Here is a 20640-nt window from a genome sequence, read left to right on the forward strand (position 1 = left end):
ATGGTGGACGACGAAGAACTGCTGGAACTCGTCGAAATGGAAGTGCGCGAGCTGCTGTCCAAGTACAGCTTCCCTGGCGACGACACCCCCATCATCCGTGGTTCGGCCAAGCTGGCCCTGGAAGGCGACAAGGGCCCCCTGGGCGAGCAAGCTATCGAAAAGCTGGCCGAAGCCCTGGACACCTACATCCCCACGCCTGAGCGCGCTGTGGACGGTGCCTTCCTGATGCCCGTGGAAGACGTGTTCTCCATCTCGGGTCGCGGCACCGTGGTGACCGGCCGTGTGGAACGCGGCGTGATCAAGGTCGGCGAAGAAATCGAAATCGTCGGTATCCGTGACACCCAGAAGACCACCTGCACCGGCGTGGAAATGTTCCGCAAGCTGCTGGACCAGGGTCAAGCAGGCGACAACGTCGGCCTGCTGCTGCGCGGCACCAAGCGTGAAGAAGTCGAGCGCGGCCAAGTGCTGTGCAAGCCCGGCTCCATCAAGCCCCACACCCACTTCACCGCTGAGGTGTATGTGCTGAGCAAGGACGAAGGCGGCCGCCACACTCCTTTCTTCAACAACTACCGTCCTCAGTTCTATTTCCGTACCACCGACGTGACCGGCTCCATCGAGCTGCCCGCCGACAAGGAAATGGTGATGCCTGGCGACAACGTGTCGATCACCGTCAAGCTGATCAACCCCATCGCCATGGAAGAAGGCCTGCGCTTCGCTATCCGCGAAGGCGGTCGCACCGTGGGTGCTGGCGTTGTGGCCAAGATCATTGAGTAAATTTGCTCATTCGTAGGGGTATAGCTCAATTGGCAGAGCGTCGGTCTCCAAAACCGAAGGTTGTAGGTTCGATTCCTACTGCCCCTGCCACCTAAAGTGGCAACCAGAAAGCCCGCCAGAGTCTGGCGGGCTTCAGTGTCTTGTGCATGACACCTTCAAGTGTCAATAACGATCCGATATGGCCACTACTCAGATTGATACCGTCAGCACGGGTGCCGATAAGGCAAAGCTCGCCGCCGTTGTTGCGTTGGTGGTGGCATCCCTTGCTGGTTACTACCTGTTGGGTAAGCAAGGTGCATTGGCCCAGTGGGCGGTTCTGCTGTTGGGCTTGGCGGCTGCGGTCGGTGTATTTCTCACGTCCGAGTGGGGGCGTCAGTTTGTCGGCTTTGCGCGTGATGCCGTCAAAGAGGTCAAAAAGGTTGTGTGGCCTACCCGCAAGGAAACCTTGCAGATGACCGGCTACGTATTCGCCTTTGTCGTCCTGATGGCGCTTTTTCTCTGGTTGACTGACAAGACCCTGGAGTGGGTGTTGTACGACTTGATTTTGGGCTGGAGGAAGTGATGAGCGAATCCCTCGTGACTGGTGAGTCGCAGGCGCCGGAGGCGGCTGCTCAGGCTGCAAATCCAGATCTGCGTTGGTACATTGTGCATGCCTATTCCGGTATGGAAAAGGCGGTCGAGCGCAACATCACCGAGCGCATTACGCGTGCTGGAATGCAGTCCAAGTTTGGGCGCATTCTTGTCCCGACCGAAGAGGTCGTTGAGATGAAAAATGGTCAGCGTAAGACCACCGAGCGCCGTTTGTTCCCGGGCTACGTCTTCGTCGAGATGGTGATGGACGACGATACCTGGCACCTTGTCAAGCACACGAGCAAGGTTACGGGCTTCGTGGGTGGTGCCAAAAACCGTCCAGCACCGATCTCTGAGGAAGAGGTGCAGAAGATCGTCAGCCAGATGCAAGAAGGCACTGACAAGCCGCGCCACAAGATCGAATTCATGGTGGGTGAAATGGTGCGCGTCAAGGAAGGTCCGTTCACGGACTTCAATGGCACGGTCGAAGAGGTCAACTACGAAAAGAACCGCTTGCGTGTGTCTGTGATGATCTTTGGCCGTTCCACCCCTGTGGAGCTGGAATTCGCGCAGGTGGAAAAAACCTGAGCATGAGCAGGGGCGGCTAGTCCCTGCAATAATCCGCGCTTTTCGACTCGGCGCAAATCACATCAATGAGTCGGTAACCCCGGGGAGCCCGTCGCATTTGCGTGGCGTGGCGTTTGTACCCGCAAGGAGCTTTCAATGGCGAAGAAAATCGTCGGCTTCATCAAGCTGCAAGTGCCAGCTGGTAAGGCCAATCCCTCTCCCCCGATCGGTCCCGCACTGGGCCAGCGCGGCCTCAACATCATGGAATTCTGCAAGGCGTTCAACGCCCAGACCCAAGGTGTCGAGCCGGGTCTGCCGTTGCCTGTGGTGATCACGGCCTTTGCTGACAAGAGCTTCACTTTTGTTATCAAGACGCCGCCAGCCACCGTGCTGATCAAAAAGGCTATCAAGCTGGACAAGGGCTCTTCCAACGCGCTGAGCACCAAGGTTGGCAAGATCACGCGTGCGCAGCTCGAAGAGATCGCCAAGACCAAGCTGAAGGACATGAACGCTGCGAGCGTGGACGCTGCCGTGCGTACGCTGGCTGGCTCCGCCCGTTCCATGGGCGTGACGGTGGAGGGCCTCTGAAATGGCGAAGCTGACCAAGAAGCAAAAGGCCCTGCAGGGCAAGGTGGACTCCAACAAGCTGTACCCCTTCGCCGAGGCCGTGGTGCTGGTGAAGGATGCGGCTACGGCCAAGTTCGATGAGTCCATTGACGTGGCTGTGCAGCTCGGCGTGGATGCCAAGAAGTCTGACCAAGTGGTGCGTGGTGCTGTTGTGCTGCCGCACGGTACGGGCAAAACCACGCGCGTTGCCGTGTTCGCCCAAGGCGCCAAGGCTGAAGAAGCCAAGGCCGCCGGTGCCGACATCGTTGGCATGGACGATCTGGCAGCCCAGGTCAAGGCCGGTGATATGCCCTTCGATGTGGTGATTGCTGCGCCCGACGCCATGCGTGTGGTGGGTACGCTGGGCCAGATTCTCGGCCCGCGTGGTTTGATGCCGAACCCCAAGGTGGGCACGGTGACTCCGGATGTGGCTACTGCCGTGAAGAACGCGAAGGCTGGTCAGGTGCAGTTCCGTGTCGACAAGGCTGGGATCATTCACAGCACCATCGGCCGTCGTTCTTTCGATAACGAGAAGCTGCAAGGCAACCTCGCTGCCCTGATCGATGCGTTGAACAAGGCCAAGCCGGCTACGAGCAAGGGGCTGTATCTGCGCAAGGTGGCGGTGTCCTCGACCATGGGTGTCGGCGTTCGCGTCGATACGCAGTCCATCGCAGCCTGATTGCGATGAATCTTGAAGTGCTCGCAAGAGTGCTTCGGTGGTGGGCTGGTGCGGCATTGCCGCATCGGGCCATCCAAGACCGCTGGTGTGCAGTCATTGCACTTAAACACACCAAGCCAGCGTAGATGGCGATCCCGCTGCAGATGGAATGTTTTCCACAACAGTTGGTCGCTGCAACAAGAGCGCGCACGGAAGGTTTCTGAAGTGCGCATATGAAGGAGTAGACCTTGAGTCTTAATCGCAGTGAGAAAGAAGCGGTCATCAATGAAGTGACCAGCCTCGCCGCTAAAGCTCAAACGCTCGTGATCGCGGAATACCGTGGCATCACGGTGGCCGACATGACCAAACTGCGCGTTGCCGCACGCAGCCAAGGCGTTTCGCTGAGTGTTCTGAAGAACACCTTGGCACGCCGCGCTGTGGCTGGCAGCCAGTTTGACGTAGTCGCCGACCAGATGACCGGTCCTCTGATCTATGGCTTCTCCGAAGATGCTGTGGCCGCCGCCAAGGTGGTGGCCGATTTCGCGAAAACCAACGACAAGCTGGTGATTCGCGGCGGCGCTTTCGGTGGCAAAGCCCTGGACGTGAACGGCGTGAAGCAACTGGCCAACATCCCTTCCAAGGAAGTGCTGCTGGCTCAGTTGTGTGGCTTGCTGATGTCGCCCATTTCCCGTACCGCCGTGGTGCTGGGTGCTCTGGCGACGAAAAAAGGCGAAGGCGAACCTGCTGCCGCTTGATGCGGTCTGGCAGATGTCCCTCTCTTAAACCAATTGTTAGGAAATCAAAATGGCATTCGATAAAGACGCATTCTTGACCGCGCTGGACAGCATGACGGTTCTGGAACTCAATGACCTGGTGAAGGCCATTGAAGAGAAGTTTGGCGTGAGCGCTGCCGCCATGGCCGCTCCTGCCGCTGCTGGTGGTGGCGCCGCTGCCGCTGCTGCGGAAGAGAAGACCGAATTCAACGTGGTTCTGACCGACGCTGGCGCCAACAAGGTGTCCGTCATCAAGGCCGTGCGTGAAATCACCGGTCTGGGCCTGAAGGAAGCCAAGGATCTGGTGGACGGCGCGCCCAAGAACGTCAAGGAAGGCGTTGCCAAGGCTGACGCCGAAGCCGCTGTCAAGAAGCTGGTGGAAGCCGGCGCTAAGGCCGAACTCAAGTAATTGGGTTTTTGCCGCCGGGCTGGAGGTCTTGTTAAAGGCCTCCAGCCTTTGGTGCTTATGGGTCATGCAATGCGCATGGAGCCCCAGAGCACACCAAAAAGTAGCCCCGAGGCTATTTTTTAGTGTCTTCTGAACCGTCCGACAGCGGAAGACGCCTTGGTTCGGGCGATGTGCAACGCATCGCCGTCCGCCATGGTTGGTAGTGGCCAACCGCCAAGCCCGCAGAGCATGCCGTTTCTGTGGGGCAGTCGTCGAAGACCTCATCCCATGTCTTTGTCCGGAGATCTCATGGCCCAAACATCCACGTACAGCTACACCGAACGCAAGCGCATCCGCAAGAGCTTCGGTAGCCGTGATAGCGTGCTCGAAGTGCCTTACCTGCTGCAGATGCAGAAGGACGCATATACCGCCTTCCTGCAGGCCGACACTCCTCCCAAGAAACGCAGCATCGACGGCCTCCAGGCCGCGTTCAATTCCGCGTTCCCGATCGTCTCGCACAACGGCTTCGTGGAAATGAAGTTCGTCGAGTACAACCTGGCCAAGCCAGCGTTCGACGTGCGCGAATGCCAGACACGCGGACTCACGTTCGCGTCGGCTGTGCGCGCCAAGGTGCAGCTCATCATTTACGACCGCGAGTCCTCGACGTCGCAGTCCAAGGTGGTGAAGGAAGTGAAGGAGCAGGAGGTCTACATGGGCGAAGTGCCCCTGATGACCGACAAGGGCTCGTTCATCATCAACGGCACTGAGCGCGTGATCGTCTCGCAGCTGCACCGTTCGCCTGGCGTGTTCTTCGAGCACGACAAGGGCAAGACGCACAGTTCGGGCAAGCTGCTGTTCAGCGCGCGCATCATCCCTTACCGCGGTTCGTGGCTGGACTTCGAGTTCGACCCCAAGGACATCCTGTACTTCCGCGTCGACCGTCGCCGCAAGATGCCGGTGACCATTCTGCTCAAGGCCATCGGCCTGACGCCCGAGTCCATCCTGGCGAACTTCTACGTTAACGACAACTTCCGCCTGATGGACAGCGGCGCACAGATGGAGTTCGTGGCCGATCGCTTCAAGGGCGAGGTGGCGCGTTTCGACATCACCGACAAGTCGGGCAAGGTCGTCGTCGCCAAGGACAAGCGCATCACTGCGCGCCATACGCGCGAACTGGAACAGTCGGGCACTACGCACGTGAGCGTTCCGGAAGATTTCCTGATCGGCCGTGTGCTGGCACGCAACATCATCGACGGTGACACTGGCGAAATCATCGCCAAGGCCAACGAGGAACTGACCGAGGCGCTGCTGAAGAAGCTGCGCTCCGCAGGTGTCCAGGAAATCCAGTGCATCTACACCAACGAGCTGGACCAGGGCCCCTACATTTCGCAGACCCTGCGTATCGACGAAACCGCCGATGAGAACGCTGCGCGCGTGGCCATCTACCGCATGATGCGCCCTGGCGAGCCGCCGACGGAGGACGCCGTGCAGGCCCTGTTCCAGCGCCTGTTCTACAGCGCCGACACGTATGACCTGTCGCGCGTGGGCCGCATGAAGTTCAACGCCAAGATTGGCCGCGACGAGGCCACGGGCCCGATGGTGCTGTCCAACGACGACATTCTGGCCGTGGTGAAGATTCTTGTGGATCTGCGCAACGGCAAGGGTGAAGTCGATGACATCGACCACCTGGGCAACCGCCGCGTGCGTTGCGTGGGCGAACTGGCCGAAAACCAGTACCGCACCGGCCTGGCACGTATCGAGAAGGCCGTGAAGGAGCGCCTGGGCCAGGCCGAGCAAGAGCCGCTGATGCCGCACGACCTCATCAACAGCAAGCCGATCTCGGCCGCGCTGAAGGAGTTCTTCGGTGCCTCGCAGCTGCCGCAGTTCATGGACCAGACCAACCCGCTGGCCGAAATCACGCACAAGCGCCGCGTCTCGGCCCTTGGCCCGGGCGGTTTGACCCGCGAACGCGCTGGCTTCGAAGTGCGTGACGTGCACGTGACCCACTATGGCCGCGTCTGCCCTATCGAAACGCCGGAAGGCCCGAACATCGGCCTGATCAACTCGCTGGCTTTGTATGCCCGCCTGAACGAGTACGGCTTTATCGAAACTCCGTACCGCCGCGTGGTGGACGGCAAGGTGACGATGGAAATCGACTACCTGTCGGCCATCGAGGAAGGCAAGTACGTCATCGCCCAGGCCAACGCCGCGCTGGATGCCGAAGGGCGCCTGACGGGCGAGTTGGTGTCTGCGCGCGAAAAGGGTGAATCCACGCTCGTCTCTGCCGACCGCGTGCAGTACATGGACGTGTCGCCGGCGCAGATCGTGTCGGTGGCCGCCTCGCTGGTGCCGTTCCTTGAGCACGATGACGCCAACCGCGCACTGATGGGCGCCAACATGTCGCGCCAGGCCGTGCCCGTGCTGCGTCCGGAAAAGCCCATGGTGGGCACCGGCATCGAGCGCGTGGCGGCCGTGGATTCGGGCACCGTGGTGGTGGCCAAGCGCGGTGGCGTGGTCGATTACGTCGATGCCACGCGCATCGTGATCCGCGTGCACGACGCCGAGGCCGTGGCCGGCGAAGTGGGTGTGGACATCTACAACCTCATCAAGTACCAGCGTTCCAACCAGAACACCAACATCCACCAGCGCCCCATCGTGAAGCGCGGTGACGTGCTGGCCAAGGGTGACGTGATTGCCGATGGCGCTTCGACCGACCTGGGCGAGATCGCCATCGGCCAGAACATGCTGATCGCCTTCATGCCCTGGAACGGCTACAACTTCGAAGACTCGATCTTGATCTCTGAGCGCGTGGTGGCTGAAGACCGCTACACCTCGATCCACATCGAAGAACTCGTGGTGATGGCGCGCGACACCAAGCTGGGCGCCGAGGAAATCACACGCGACATTCCGAACCTGTCGGAACAGCAACTGAACCGCCTGGACGAGTCCGGCATCATCTACGTGGGCGCTGAAGTGCAGCCTGGCGACACGCTGGTGGGCAAAGTCACGCCCAAGGGTGAAACCACGCTCACGCCAGAAGAAAAGCTGCTGCGCGCCATCTTCGGCGAGAAGGCTTCCGACGTGAAGGACACCTCGCTGCGTGTGGACCAAGGCTCGTCGGGCACCGTGATCGACGTGCAAGTGTTCACCCGCGAAGGCATCCAGCGTGACAAGCGCGCCCAGCAGATCATCGACGACGAGCTCAAGCGCTTCCGCCTGGACCTGAACGACCAGCTGCGCATCGTCGAGGCCGACGCGTTCGACCGTATCGAGAAGCTGCTGCTCGGCAAGGTGGCCAATGGCGGCCCGCAAAAGCTGGCCAAGGGCACCAAGATCGACAAGGCCTACCTTGACGGCGTGGAGAAGCATTACTGGTTCGACATCCGCCCCGCGGATGAAGCCGTGGCCGCGCAGCTCGAATCCATGAAGAACGCGATGGAGCAAACGCGCCACAGCTTCGACCTGGCCTTCGAGGAAAAGCGCAAGAAGCTCACCCAGGGCGACGAGCTGCCGGCGGGCGTGCTGAAGATGGTCAAGGTGTACCTGGCCGTCAAGCGCCGTCTGCAGCCTGGCGACAAGATGGCCGGCCGCCACGGCAACAAGGGTGTGGTCTCCAAGATCACCCCGGTGGAAGACATGCCTTACATGGCCGACGGCACCCCCGCCGACATCGTGCTGAACCCGCTGGGCGTGCCTTCGCGTATGAACATCGGTCAGGTGCTCGAGGTCCACCTGGGCTGGGCCGGCAAGGGCCTGGGCCAGCGCATCGGTGACATGCTGCGTGACCAGGCGGCCGCTGCCGAAGTGCGCCAGTTCCTGGAAGAGGTGTACAACAGCCGCGGCCGCAAGGAAGACCTGAGCCAGCTGTCCGACGCCGAGATCATGAGCATGGCCGGCAACCTGACCAACGGCGTGCCGTATGCCTCGCCGGTGTTCGACGGTGCCTCCGAGCAGGAAATCAAGGACATGCTCAAGCTGGCCTACCCCGACGAGCTGGCCAAGCGCAAGGGCCTGACCGAGACACGCACCCAGGCGTATCTGTACGACGGCCGCACGGGCGAGCGCTTCGAGCGCCCGACCACCATCGGCTACATGCACTACCTGAAGCTGCACCACTTGGTCGACGACAAGATGCACGCCCGTTCCACCGGCCCGTACTCGCTGGTGACGCAGCAGCCGCTGGGCGGTAAGGCCCAGTTCGGTGGCCAGCGCTTCGGTGAGATGGAAGTGTGGGCGCTGGAAGCCTACGGCGCGTCCTACGTGCTGCAGGAAATGCTGACGGTGAAGTCCGACGACGTGCAAGGCCGTACCAAGGTGTACGAAAACATCGTCAAGGGCGAACACGCGATCGAGGCGGGCATGCCCGAGTCGTTCAACGTGCTGGTCAAGGAAATCCGTTCCCTGGGCCTGGACATCGAGTTGGAACGTTCCTGAGCAGGATCGAGTTTTTAAAAAAGTGAGCGGCTGGCGCTCACCCCATCAGGGTTTGCAAGTGTTTAGTGTTGCAAACCCTGATGCAGCAAGCGCTAGCAGCTATGTTTTTAGGTGAAAAGGAAAGAGTCACATGAAATCGCTACTCGACCTGTTCAAGCAATTCACGCCCGATGAGCATTTCGATGCCATCAAGATCGGCCTGGCATCGCCCGAGAAGATCCGCTCCTGGTCTTTCGGTGAGGTGAAGAAGCCCGAAACCATCAACTACCGCACGTTCAAGCCCGAGCGCGACGGCCTGTTCTGCGCCAAGATCTTCGGCCCCATCAAGGACTATGAGTGCCTGTGCGGCAAGTACAAGCGCCTGAAGCACCGCGGTGTGATCTGCGAGAAGTGCGGCGTTGAGGTGACCCAGACCAAGGTGCGCCGCGAGCGCATGGGCCACATCGATCTGGCCGCGCCCTGCGCGCACATCTGGTTCCTGAAGTCGCTGCCGTCGCGTCTGGGCCTGGTGCTCGACATGACGCTGCGCGACATCGAACGCGTGCTGTACTTCGAAGCCTACGTGGTGACTGACCCCGGCATGACCCCGCTGAAGAAGTTCAGCATCATGAGCGAGGACGACTACGACGCCAAGTGCCGCGAGTACGGCGATGAATTCGTCGCCAAGATGGGCGCCGAAGGCATCAAGGACCTGCTCGAAGGCATCGACATCGATACCGAGATCGAGCGCCTGCGCGGCGATCTGACCGGCTCCGAGGTCAAGGTCAAGAAGAACGCCAAACGTCTGAAGGTGCTGGAAGCGTTCAGAAAGTCCGGCATCAAGCCCGAGTGGATGGTGCTCGACGTGCTGCCCGTGCTGCCGCCGGACCTGCGTCCGCTGGTGCCGCTGGACGGCGGCCGTTTCGCCACGTCGGACCTGAACGACCTGTACCGCCGCGTCATCAACCGCAACTCGCGTCTGAAGCGTCTGCTGGAGCTCAAGGCCCCTGAAATCATTGCGCGCAACGAAAAGCGCATGCTGCAAGAAGCCGTGGACAGCCTGCTGGACAACGGCCGCCGCGGCAAGGCCATGACGGGCGCCAACAAGCGCGCTCTGAAGTCGCTGGCCGACATGATCAAGGGCAAGAGCGGTCGCTTCCGCCAGAACTTGCTGGGCAAGCGCGTGGACTACTCGGGCCGTTCGGTGATTACCGTGGGCCCCACGCTCAAGCTGCACCAGTGCGGCCTGCCCAAGCTGATGGCGCTGGAGCTGTTCAAGCCGTTCATCTTCTCGCGCCTGGAAGCCATGGGCATCGCCACCACCATCAAGGCTGCGAAGAAGGAAGTCGAAGCCGGCACGCCGGTGGTGTGGGACATCCTGGAAGAGGTCATCAAGGAGCACCCGGTCATGCTGAACCGGGCGCCTACGCTGCACCGCCTGGGCATCCAGGCGTTCGAGCCCATCCTGATCGAAGGCAAGGCCATTCAGCTGCACCCGCTCGTTTGCGCGGCCTTCAACGCCGACTTCGACGGTGACCAGATGGCCGTGCACGTGCCGCTGTCGGTGGAAGCGCAAATGGAAGCACGCACGCTGATGCTGGCCTCCAACAACGTGCTGTTCCCGGCTTCGGGCGAGCCCTCCATCGTGCCGTCGCAAGACGTGGTGCTGGGCCTGTACCACGCCACGCGCGACAAGATCAATGGCAAGGGCGAGGGCCTGGTGTTTGCCGACACCGGCGAAGTCCAGCGCGCGCTCGACGCGGGCGAGGCCGAGCTGCACGCCAAGATCAGCGTGCGCCTGACCGAGTGGACCAAGGACAAGGCCACGGGCGAATTCGTGCCCGAAACCAAGCTCGTGGACACCACCGTGGGCCGTGCGCTGCTGAGCGAGATCCTGCCCAAGGGCCTGCCTTTCAGCAACCTGAACAAGGCGCTGAAGAAGAAGGAAATCTCCAAGCTCATCAACGCCAGCTTCCGCAAGTGTGGCCTGAAGGAAACCGTGGTGTTTGCCGACAAGCTGCTGCAAAACGGCTTCCGTCTGGCCACGCACGCCGGCTTCTCGGTGGCCATCGACGACATGCTGGTGCCACCGCAAAAGGCCGACATCCTGGCCCGCGCCGAGGCCGAGGTGAAGGAAATCGAGCAGCAGTACGTCTCCGGTCTGGTGACGTCGGGCGAGCGCTACAACAAGGTGGTGGATATCTGGGGCAAGGCCGGCGACGACGTGTCCAAGGTGATGATGGACCAGCTCAAGGTGCAAAAGACCATCGACCGCCACGGCAACGAGGTCAACCAGGAGTCGTTCAACGCCATCTACATGATGGCCGACTCGGGCGCCCGCGGTTCTGCCGCCCAGATCCGTCAGCTCGCCGGTATGCGCGGCCTGATGGCCAAGCCAGACGGCTCGATCATCGAAACGCCTATCACCGCGAACTTCCGCGAAGGCCTGAACGTGTTGCAGTACTTCATCTCCACCCACGGTGCCCGTAAGGGCCTGGCGGATACGGCGTTGAAGACCGCGAACTCGGGTTACCTGACGCGCCGCCTGGTGGACGTGACGCAAGACCTGGTGGTGAACCAGGAAGACTGCGGCACCAGCAATGGCTCGCTGATGCGCGCCATCGTCGAGGGCGGTGAAGTCATCGAGTCGCTGCGCGACCGTATCCTGGGCCGCACTACGGCCGAGGAAGTGCTGCACCCCGAAACCCGCGCCGTGCTCGCCCCGGCGGGCCGCATGCTCGATGAAGACCTCATCGAAGAGCTGGAAGCCGCGGGCGTGGACGAAGTCAAGGTGCGCACGGCGCTGACCTGCGAAACCCGCTTTGGCCTGTGCGCCAAGTGCTATGGCCGCGACCTGGGCCGCGGCGGGCTGATCAACCTCGGCGAAGCCGTGGGCGTGATCGCCGCGCAGTCCATCGGCGAACCCGGCACGCAGCTGACCATGCGTACCTTCCACATCGGTGGTGCCGCCTCGCGCGCCGCCATCGCCTCGAGCGTGGAAGCCAAGTCGAACGGCCTGGTGGCCTTCAACGCCACCATGCGCTACGTTAGCAACACCAAGGGTGAACTGGTCGTGATCGCGCGTTCGGGCGAGATCATCATCCAGGACGACCATGGCCGCGAGCGCGAGCGCCACAAGGTGCCGTACGGCGCGGTGCTGACCGTCAAGCCCGACGAAGCCATCAAGGCCGGCAAGATCCTGGCCAACTGGGATCCGCTGACGCGCCCGATCATCACGGAGTTCGCCGGCCAGGTGAAGTTCGAGAACATCGAGGAAGGCCTCACCGTGGCCAAGCAGGTCGACGACGTGACCGGCCTGTCCACTCTGGTGGTGATTGACCCCAAGCGCCGCGGCTCCGCCAAGGTGGTGCGCCCGCTGGTCAAGCTGGTGGACGGCAACGGCCAGGAGGTGAAGATCCCTGGCACCGACCACTCGGTGGCCATCGGCTTCCAGGTGGGCGCGCTGATCCAGGTGCGTGACGGCCAGGATGTGGGCCCCGGCGAAGTGCTGGCGCGTATCCCGGTCGAAGGCCAGAAGACGCGCGACATTACCGGCGGTTTGCCGCGTGTGGCCGAGCTGTTCGAAGCCCGCACGCCCAAGGACAAGGGCACGCTGGCCGAGATGACCGGCACGATCTCCTTCGGCAAGGAAACCAAGGGCAAGGTGCGTCTGCAGATCACCGACCCCGACGGCAAGGTGTGGGAAGAGCTCATCCCCAAGGAAAAGAACATCCTGGTGCACGAAGGCCAGGTGGTCAACAAGGGCGAGCACATCGTGGACGGCCCGGCCGACCCGCAGGACATCCTGCGCCTGCTGGGCATCGAAGAGCTGTCGCGCTACATCGTCGATGAGGTGCAGGACGTGTACCGCCTGCAGGGTGTGAAGATCAACGACAAGCACATCGAGGTGATCGTTCGCCAGATGCTGCGCCGCGTCGTGGTCGAGAACCCGGGCGAGTCCACCTACATCGCTGGCGAGCAGGTGGAGCGGTCCGAAATCCTCAACACCAACGAGGCGCTGCAGGCCGAAGGCAAGATCCCTGCCACGTACTCCAACGTGCTGCTGGGTATCACCAAGGCCTCGCTGTCGACCGACTCGTTCATCTCCGCCGCGTCGTTCCAGGAAACGACCCGCGTGCTCACCGAGGCGGCCATCATGGGCAAGCGCGACGAGCTGCGTGGCCTGAAGGAGAACGTCATCGTGGGCCGCCTGATCCCCGCCGGTACGGGTCTGGCTTACCACCAGGCACGCAAGGCCAAGGACGCCATGGACGAGGCCGAGCGCCGCGCCATCGCCGATGCCGAAGCCGCCGAGATGGCTGCCGTCACTGAAGGCGCCGACGAGCCCGAGGTGAATGCCCACACGGGCGACGCTGCCGAGTAAACCGCCGCAGCGCTGCAACGCTCCCGCCCTGCCTGGCAGGCCGGGAGCTTTTTTTTGCCCTTCACGACGCCATGCCGACCTCTCCCGTTTTCTGGGGCCTGTGTGCCCTGATGCTGTTCTGGGCCGTGGGTGCCTACAACCGCCTGGTGCGGCTGCGCTCGGCGGTGGTGCAGGCGTTTGGTGGGCTGGATGCCCATCTGGTGCGTCTCATGGCCTTGCTGGCCGAATGTGGTGCCGCCCACGAGGCCGCGCATCCTGCGGCGCAGGGCGCCGTGGGCCAGGCGTGCGCCGCGCTGCAGGCCGCGGCCACGCAGTTCGGCGCCTCGCTCGCCGTGGCGCGTGCGCGGCCACTGCAGTCCGACGCTGCCGGCGCGCTGGCCGCAGGGCGCGAGGTGCTGGCCGCTGCCTGGCAGGCCTTGCTGCGCGCGCGCGAGGATGAGGACGGCCCCGCCGCCTGCGCGCCGTGGCGCCAGCAGTGGGATGCGCACCAGGCGCAAAACCTGTTGGCCCTGCAGCAGTTCAACGATGCCGTGGCGCGCTACAACGCCGCCATCGCGCAGTTTCCGCCATGCCTTCTGGCCTGGCTTTTTGGCTTCAAGCCCGCACGGCCGCTATGAGTCCATCACACCCCCCAACGCCTTCCTCCGTGCCGCTGTGGCAGCAGCTGGCCGCTACCGCCACCGCGCTGCAGGCCGTGCGCGCCGGGCAGTCAGCCACGACCGCGCTGGACGCGCTCGGTGGCCCGCTGCGCCCCGGTGTGCAGGCGCTGCTGTTCCAGGTGCTGCGCCAGCTGGGCCGGGCCCAGGCGCTGCGCCGCCAGCTCGCGCCGCGCAACCCGCCGCCGCGCGTCGATGCCCTGCTGTGCACCGCGCTGGCGCTGGCCTGGGACGAAGGCAGCGCGCCCTATACACCGTTCACCCTGGTCAACCAGGCCGTGGAAGCCGCCAAGCGCGGCGCGGCTGCGGCGCAGGCCGGGTTTGTCAACGCCTGCCTGCGCCGCTTTCTGCGCGAGCGTGATGCGCTGGTGGCCCTCACCGACGCAGACCCGCAGGCGCGCTGGAACCACCCCACCTGGTGGATCGAACGTCTGCGGCAGGACTGGCCGCAGCAGTGGCAAGCAATCCTCGAGGCGAACAATGCACACGCGCCCATGGCCTTGCGTGTTAATCAGCAAAAAGTGGCTTTAGCCCAATACCAGAAAGCGCTAGCAGCTATCAATATAGAAGCGCATGCGGTGGGCGACAGCGGCCTGCTGCTGCGCCAGGCCCTGCCGGTGCAGCAGTTGCCAGGCTGGAGCGAGGGCTGGGTGTCGGTGCAAGACCTTGCGGCCCAGCGCGCCGCACCGCTGCTGCTGGACGGTCTGCCGCGCCCGGCAGGGCGCGCGCTGCGCGTGCTCGATGCGTGTGCGGCGCCGGGCGGCAAGACGGCGCACCTGCTCGAATGCGCGCGCCCCGAGGCGCCCATCGCCGCCACGGCGCTGGATGTCGATCCGCAGCGCTGTGAGCGCATTCACGGCACGCTGCAACGCCTGGGCCTGCAGGCCCAGGTGCTGGCGCTGGATGCGGGACGCCCGCAGGACTGGTTCCAGGCGCACTGCGGCGGCCAACCCTTCGACGCCATCTTGCTCGACGCGCCGTGCACGGCCTCGGGCATCGTGCGCCGCCATCCAGACGTGCGCTGGCTGCGCCGTCCTGGCGATGTGGCGCAGCTCGCTGCCATCCAGGCGCGCCTGCTGGACGCCCTGTGGCCGCTGCTGGCGCCGGGCGGGCGCATGCTGTACGCCACATGCTCGGTGTTCAAGGCCGAGGGCGATGCGCAGATCCAGGCGTTTGTTGCGCGCAACACCGACGCCCGGTGGCAGCCGTCTCCTGGGCATTTGTTGCCCGGCGGCGGCGGTGCGGGCGGCCCAGTCCGGGACAATCCAGCCTGTGACCACGACGGTTTCTATTACGCACTGCTGGACAAAGCGCCGGCCTGAGCCCGCCAGGGCGCTGGCCTGGCTGAGGGCCGCCCTGCTGTGCCTGCTGCTGGGCTGGGCGCTGCCCGCGCCGGCCCAGGTGCCGGGCGATGTGGTGCAAATGCAGCTCGAACGCTCGGAAGAGGGCCTGCTGCTCAGTGCCAGCCTGAATTTCGAGCTGCCCGAACTGGTCGAGGACGCCCTGCGCAAAGGCATCCCCATGTATTTCACGACCGAGGCCGAGGTGCTGCGCGAGCGCTGGTACTGGTCGGACAAGACCGTGGCCCAGGCGCACCGTTACCTGCGCCTGTCGTACCAGCCGCTGACGCGCCGCTGGCGGTTGCAGGTGGCGTCTGCGCCGTTCACCAATGCCGGTCTGGGCGTGGCGCTGGCGCAGCATTTCGACGACTACGACGAGGCACTCGCGGCCATGCAGCGCATCGGGCGCTGGAAGATCGCTGAACCTTCCGAACTGGACAGCGGTGTGGGCCATGTGGTGCAGCTGCGCTTTCGGGTGGACATGTCGCAGCTGCCGCGCCCGCTGCAGATCGGCGCCCTGGGCCCGCGGTCGGGGTGGAACCTGCTGGTGGCCCGCAGCCAGCGCCTGCCAGCGGAGCATCCTGCACCATGAGCGCACAGCCTCCGACCGATTCCCACGGCGCCGCGCGCCCTTCGCGCACCGTGCGCTGGGCATTGGCGGTCGGCGTCGCCGTGATGTGCGCCATCGGCCTGGTGCTGCTCTTCCTGCTCACGCTGGCGACCAACAACCGCGTGCTGTACGAGCACAACTACGCCTGGCTGTTCGGCGTCAACGTGCTCGTGGCGGTCCTGCTGGCGGGGGTGCTGCTGTGGGTGGCGGCGCGCCTGGCGCTGCGCCTCAAGCGCAAGCGCTTCGGCAGCCGCTTGTTGGTCAAGCTGGCGGGCATTTTTGGGCTGGTGGGCCTGGTGCCGGGGCTGCTGATCTACGTCGTGTCGTACCAGTTCGTCTCGCGCTCGATTGAGAGCTGGTTTGACGTCAAGGTCGAGGGCGCGTTGTCGGCCGGTGTGAGCCTGGCCCGGGTGACGCTGGACACCATTGCCTCCGACATGGCAAGCAACACGCGCCAGGCCAGCGCCCAGCTTAGCCAGGTGCCCGATGCCGCAGCAGGCCTGGTGCTGGAGCGTATCCGTGACCAGATCGGCGCCACGGACCTCGTGCTGTGGAACGCGGCGGGGCAGGCCGTGGCCGGCGCGGGCCAGTCGCGCTACACCATCAGCCCCGAGCGCCCCAGCCCGCAACTGCTGCGCACGGCACGCCAGCAGGGCCAGGTGGTTCAAATCGAGGGACTGGACGATACCACCGACCCCACCGCACTGCAGAGTGCCCGTGTGCGTGCTTTGGTGCAGGTCAGCAGCACGCAAGTCGGCCTGCTGTCCGAGGCGCGCTTCCTCCAGGCGACGCTGCCGCTGCCGGCCGCCCTGGTGGCCAACGCCGTGGCGGTGCAGGAAGCCAACCGTGAGTACCAGGAGCGTGCGTTGGCGCGCGGTGGGCTGCGGCGCATGTACATCGGTACGCTCACCCTGAGCCTGTTCCTGGCCGTTTTCGGCGCCGTGCTGCTGGCGGTGCTGCTGGGCAACCAGCTCGCGCGGCCGCTGCTGGTGCTGGCCGAAGGCGTGCGCGAGGTGGCGCAGGGCAACCTCAGCCCCAAGGCCGTGCTCCAGGGCCGCGACGAACTGGGTGGCCTCACGCGCTCGTTTGCCTTGATGACGCAGCAGCTCGCCGATGCCCGCTCGGCCGTTGAGCGCAGCATGCGCGACGTGGACGCCGCGCGGGCCAACTTGCAGGCGATGCTCGACAACCTGACGGCGGGCGTGGTGGTGCTGGACCGCCAGGGCACCATCCAGTCGGCCAACCCGGGTGCCACGCGTATCCTGCGCGTGCCCCTGGCCGCTTATGCCGGACGCGGGCTGGGCGAGGTGCCAGAGCTGGCCGAATTCGCTGCCGCCGTGCAGCAGCAGTTTGACGCCTTTGCCGCGGACCGCAGCGTGCTGCATGGCCTGGACCACTGGCAGCAGTCGTTCGTGCTGCACGCGCCGCCCAGCAGCAACGCGCACAGCGGCACCAGCCTGGTGGTGCGCGGCGCCGAGCTACCCGATGGCTCGCGCCTGCTGGTGATCGACGACATCACCGAGATCGTCTCGGCCCAGCGCACCCAGGCCTGGGGCGAGGTGGCCCGGCGTGTGGCGCACGAGATCAAGAACCCGCTCACGCCCATCCAGCTCTCGGCCGAGCGGCTGCAGATGAAGCTGACCGGCAAGCTGCCCGAAGCCGAGGAGGCGGTGCTCGCCAAGTCGGTGCGCACCATCGTCGACCAGGTCGGCGCCATGAAGCGCCTGGTCAACGAGTTTCGCGACTATGCGCGCCTGCCTGCCGCTGAACTGCATCCGCTGGACCTGAACGCCCTGGTGACCGACGTGCTCCAGCTGTATGGCAGCGAAAACGCCACGGTGCCCGTGGCGGTGGAGCTGGATCCGCGCTGCCCGCCGGTGGCGGGAGACGCGCAGCAGCTGCGCCAGGTGGTGCACAACCTGCTACAGAACGCCCAGGATGCCACCGAAGAGGCTGCACGCAAAGGCCAGGTTCCGGCCGAGCCGGTGCACATTAGCACCCACTGGAGCGAATCGTCGCGCCGTGTGCGCCTGACGGTGAGTGACCGCGGCAGCGGCTTCGCGCCGAACATCCTGCAGCGCGCGCTGGAGCCTTACGTCACCACCAAGTCGGGCGGCACAGGCCTGGGGTTGGCGGTGGTCAAGAAAATCGCAGACGAGCACGGCGCGCGCGTCGATCTCGTCAACCGTATGGAAAACGGCATGGTGCGAGGTGCCCAAGTGTCGCTATCATTCGCGCCTGAGCGCGCGGTGGCGCTTTAACAACACCGCATCGCAAGACAAGGCGCTTCACAGACATGGCAAACATATTGGTGGTGGACGACGAACTCGGCATTCGGGATCTTTTGTCCGAAATCCTGAACGACGAGGGACACAGCGTGGACCTCGCTGAGAACGCGACACAGGCCCGCAGCGCCCGCATGGACGCCACCTACGACCTGGTGCTGCTCGATATCTGGATGCCAGACACCGACGGCGTCACGCTACTCAAGGAGTGGGCGGCGACGGGGCTGTTGACCATGCCTGTGATCATGATGAGCGGCCATGCCACCATCGACACCGCTGTTGAAGCCACACGTATCGGCGCCTTCTCCTTCCTGGAGAAACCCATCACCCTGCAGAAGCTGCTCAAGGCCGTGGAGCAGGGGCTGGCGCGCAGCCAGGCCAATGCCGCGCCTGCCGCGCTGGCGACGCACAAGCCTCTGGCCGCAATGAGCGACGGCGCGGTCGTCAGCCTGCCACTGCACAGCCCGGTGATGCCGGCCGACATGGGGCCGCTGGCACACCAGGGGTTCGATCTGGATCGACCGTTGCGTGAGGCGCGCGATGGCTTTGAGAAAGCCTATTTCGAGTTCCATCTGGCGCGCGAAGGTGGCTCCATGACGCGTGTGGCCGAGAAGACCGGCCTGGAGCGCACCCACCTGTACCGCAAGCTGCGCCAGTTGGGCGTGGAACTGGGGCGCAACAAGCGCGGATAAATTTCGCAGAAAGAGCCAGGAGGCTTTTTTTCTGGCTATAATTTGAGTCTTGGCTCGGTAGCTCAGTTGGTAGAGCAGCGGATTGAAAATCCGCGTGTCGGTGGTTCGATTCCGCCCCGAGCCACCAAATCACAGTTCGCAAAAGTCCGTGAACGCACAAAGCCCTAAGGATTCAAAAACTTAGGGCTTTTTTGTTGTCCGCCAAAGTGCAGTAACTTCCGCGTGCATCCGGGCCATTGTGCAGTAACTTTTACAGTAACTCGCCCGAGGCCGTTTGCTGCTGCAAAAGTTACTGCATCTGGCTGGCGCTGTGGCGAGGCATCGAGCAGAAAGCGGAACCCCCTTATGAGGTGCTGTGAGTAGAGGGGCATCGGGGTACGAATTACCCGTGCAGATATCCCCCAGGACCACCAAATCAAAGTTCGCGGAAGTCCGTGAACGTACAAAAGCCCTAAGGATTCAAACACTTAGGGCTTTTTTGTTGCCTTCTGCAGTCGCAGGGTCTGCTTCTGAATTCATAGCTTGCAGCGCTTGCCTGGCAAGCGCTGGAGCCATTTTTCATTCGCTGTCTTCGTGCTTCAGCGCCAGGGCCGCGGCGTACAGGGCGTTGCGGGGCTCGCCTGTGATCTCTGCCGCCAGTCGCACGGCGGTTTTCACGGGCAGTTCTTGTAGCAGCAGGCGCAGCACGCGCAGGCCCTCGCCGGCATCTCCCGCCGTGGCGGCAGGGTGCAGCAGCACCACGAATTCACCGCGCGTGCGCTGCGGTGCTCCGGCGAGCCAGGCGGGCAATTCGCTGGCGGGTTGCGTCACGACTTCCTCGAACTGCTTGGTCAGCTCGCGCCCGAGGGTGACAGGGCGCGCGCCGAGCGTTGCCAGAGACTGGGCCAGCTCGGCGATGCGGTGCGGGGCTTCCAGCAGCACCACGCAGCGCGGCTCTTGCGCCAGCGTTGCCACGGCCTGGGCTCGCTCCCCTGGCTTGGCCGGCAGGAAGCCGGCGAATACGAAGCCCGAAGCCTCTACGCCCTGCGCCACGACGCCCGCCACGCTCAGTGCGGTCGTCACGCTGCTTGCGCCGGGTAGCGGCAGGGCGCGCAGGCCTGCAGCGCGTACCGCCGCCACCAGGCGTGCGCCGGGATCGCTCACGCCCGGGGTGCCTGCGTCGCTCACGTAGGCGATGCGTTGGCCCGCCTGGAGGCGTTGCACCACGGTTTGCGCGGCCTCCTGCTCGTTGTGCTGGTGCACGGCCAACAACTGGCTACCGGGGCGCTCCAGCCCGTACGAGCGCAGCAGCGCCTGGGTGTGGCGCGTGTCCTCGCAGGCGATGGCATCGGCAAGCTGTAGCACGTGCAGCGCGCGCAGCGTGATGTCGGCCAGGTTGCCGATGGGCGTGGCCACCACGTACAGCGCCCCTTGCGGATAATGCTGCGCAGCCGCCGCCTCGCGGGCGGCGCCAAGGGCGGAAGCGAAAGAGGCGCTCAATGGATTTCCTTGAAAAAATGGGGCTGCGCGGCCGTACCACGCGGGCCGTGGGGCAGGCGGCTGAAGACTTGGCGCTGGCCCATTTACAGGCGGCCGGCCTGCGCCTGCAGGCGCGCAATTATCGGACGCCCGGGCGCGGCGGCGGTGAGATTGACCTCGTGCTGTGCGCGCCCGACGGTACGCTCGTCTTCGTCGAGGTACGCAGCCGCGCCCAGGCAAGCCATGGCGGCGCGGGGGCGAGCATCGGCGCCGCGAAGCGCCGGCGCATCGTTCTGGCGGCGCGCCACTACCTGCTGCGCTGGCCATCGCCGCCGCCGTGCCGCTTTGATGCCGTGCTGGTGGAGGGTGGCCAGGTGCAATGGGTGCGTGCCGCCTTTGACGCCGACGGTTGACCGGCGGGGCACACACCAACGCTTTGCTACAGGGCCTGTGGCAATGGGCCGCT

The 20640-nt window shown here is 64.1% G+C and carries 16 protein-coding genes and 2 tRNA genes; 17 read left to right on the forward strand and 1 reads right to left on the reverse strand.

From position 1 onward, the window contains the following. The 16 genes from BN2503_RS14540 to BN2503_RS14615 form a co-directional block, all read left to right on the forward strand. A partial coding sequence (locus BN2503_RS14540) for an elongation factor Tu (RefSeq protein ID WP_082366620.1) occupies window positions 1-774 on the forward strand: 774 nt, incomplete at its 5' end. Window positions 775-788: 14 nt separating this feature from the next. Next, window positions 789-864, forward strand: a tRNA-Trp gene (locus tag BN2503_RS14545). Between the two features lie 88 nt (window positions 865-952). Next, a complete protein-coding gene (gene secE / locus BN2503_RS14550) occupies window positions 953-1336 on the forward strand; it encodes a preprotein translocase subunit SecE (protein ID WP_054257372.1) in 384 nt (127 codons plus the stop codon). Then, the gene (gene nusG, locus BN2503_RS14555) at window positions 1336-1932 is read left to right on the forward strand and encodes a transcription termination/antitermination protein NusG (protein WP_054257373.1); all 597 of its coding nucleotides are present in this window, start codon (window positions 1336-1338) and stop codon (window positions 1930-1932) included. The genes secE and nusG overlap by 1 nt, the downstream gene beginning before the upstream one ends. Window positions 1933-2067: 135 nt before the next feature. Next, entirely contained in the window at window positions 2068-2499 is a 432-nt protein-coding gene (rplK, locus tag BN2503_RS14560; RefSeq protein ID WP_011806988.1) for a 50S ribosomal protein L11, read from the forward strand. Window position 2500: 1 nt separating this feature from the next. Then, a complete protein-coding gene (gene rplA / locus BN2503_RS14565) occupies window positions 2501-3196 on the forward strand; it encodes a 50S ribosomal protein L1 (protein WP_054257374.1) in 696 nt (231 codons plus the stop codon). Between the two features lie 227 nt (window positions 3197-3423). Then, on the forward strand, window positions 3424-3930 hold the full coding sequence (gene rplJ, locus BN2503_RS14570) for a 50S ribosomal protein L10 (protein ID WP_054257375.1): 507 nt from the start codon (window positions 3424-3426) through the stop codon (window positions 3928-3930). A gap of 49 nt (window positions 3931-3979) precedes the next feature. Beyond that, window positions 3980-4357, forward strand: a complete 378-nt coding sequence (rplL, locus tag BN2503_RS14575) for a 50S ribosomal protein L7/L12 (protein WP_054257376.1) — start codon at window positions 3980-3982, stop codon at window positions 4355-4357. Between the two features lie 288 nt (window positions 4358-4645). Continuing rightward, a complete protein-coding gene (gene rpoB, locus BN2503_RS14580) occupies window positions 4646-8770 on the forward strand; it encodes a DNA-directed RNA polymerase subunit beta (RefSeq protein WP_054257377.1) in 4125 nt (1374 codons plus the stop codon). Between the two features lie 130 nt (window positions 8771-8900). Beyond that, complete coding sequence (gene rpoC, locus BN2503_RS14585; RefSeq protein WP_054257378.1) at window positions 8901-13133, forward strand: DNA-directed RNA polymerase subunit beta'; 4233 nt, start codon at window positions 8901-8903, stop codon at window positions 13131-13133. Window positions 13134-13204: 71 nt separating this feature from the next. Beyond that, window positions 13205-13750, forward strand: coding sequence for a LemA family protein (locus BN2503_RS14590; protein ID WP_054257379.1), 546 nt, complete (start codon window positions 13205-13207; stop codon window positions 13748-13750). Then, a complete protein-coding gene (gene rsmB, locus BN2503_RS14595) occupies window positions 13747-15111 on the forward strand; it encodes a 16S rRNA (cytosine(967)-C(5))-methyltransferase RsmB (protein ID WP_054257380.1) in 1365 nt (454 codons plus the stop codon). Before BN2503_RS14590 ends, rsmB begins: the two co-directional genes overlap by 4 nt. Next, complete coding sequence (locus BN2503_RS14600) at window positions 15062-15721, forward strand: DUF4390 domain-containing protein (protein ID WP_411914289.1); 660 nt, start codon at window positions 15062-15064, stop codon at window positions 15719-15721. Before rsmB ends, BN2503_RS14600 begins: the two co-directional genes overlap by 50 nt. Continuing rightward, on the forward strand, window positions 15718-18000 hold the full coding sequence (locus tag BN2503_RS14605) for an ATP-binding protein (RefSeq protein ID WP_054257381.1): 2283 nt from the start codon (window positions 15718-15720) through the stop codon (window positions 17998-18000). Before BN2503_RS14600 ends, BN2503_RS14605 begins: the two co-directional genes overlap by 4 nt. A 35-nt stretch (window positions 18001-18035) precedes the next feature. Then, a complete protein-coding gene (locus tag BN2503_RS14610; RefSeq protein WP_054257382.1) occupies window positions 18036-18716 on the forward strand; it encodes a response regulator in 681 nt (226 codons plus the stop codon). A gap of 51 nt (window positions 18717-18767) precedes the next feature. Next, window positions 18768-18843: transfer RNA gene (locus BN2503_RS14615), tRNA-Phe, on the forward strand. 431 nt (window positions 18844-19274) lie between these two features. Here BN2503_RS14615 and rsmI read toward each other — a convergent pair. Beyond that, window positions 19275-20195: a 16S rRNA (cytidine(1402)-2'-O)-methyltransferase gene (gene rsmI / locus BN2503_RS14620; RefSeq protein ID WP_054257383.1), complete on the reverse strand. Its 921-nt coding sequence runs from the start codon at window positions 20193-20195 to the stop codon at window positions 19275-19277. Here rsmI and BN2503_RS14625 point away from each other — a divergent pair. After that, a complete protein-coding gene (locus tag BN2503_RS14625; RefSeq protein WP_054257384.1) occupies window positions 20195-20587 on the forward strand; it encodes a YraN family protein in 393 nt (130 codons plus the stop codon). The two genes, rsmI and BN2503_RS14625, sit on opposite strands and share 1 nt — an antisense overlap. Window positions 20588-20640: the final 53 nt, after the last annotated feature.

Origin of the sequence: Paenacidovorax caeni (assembly GCF_001298675.1) — a bacterium.
Classification (GTDB): Bacteria; Pseudomonadota; Gammaproteobacteria; order Burkholderiales; family Burkholderiaceae_C; genus Paenacidovorax; species Paenacidovorax caeni.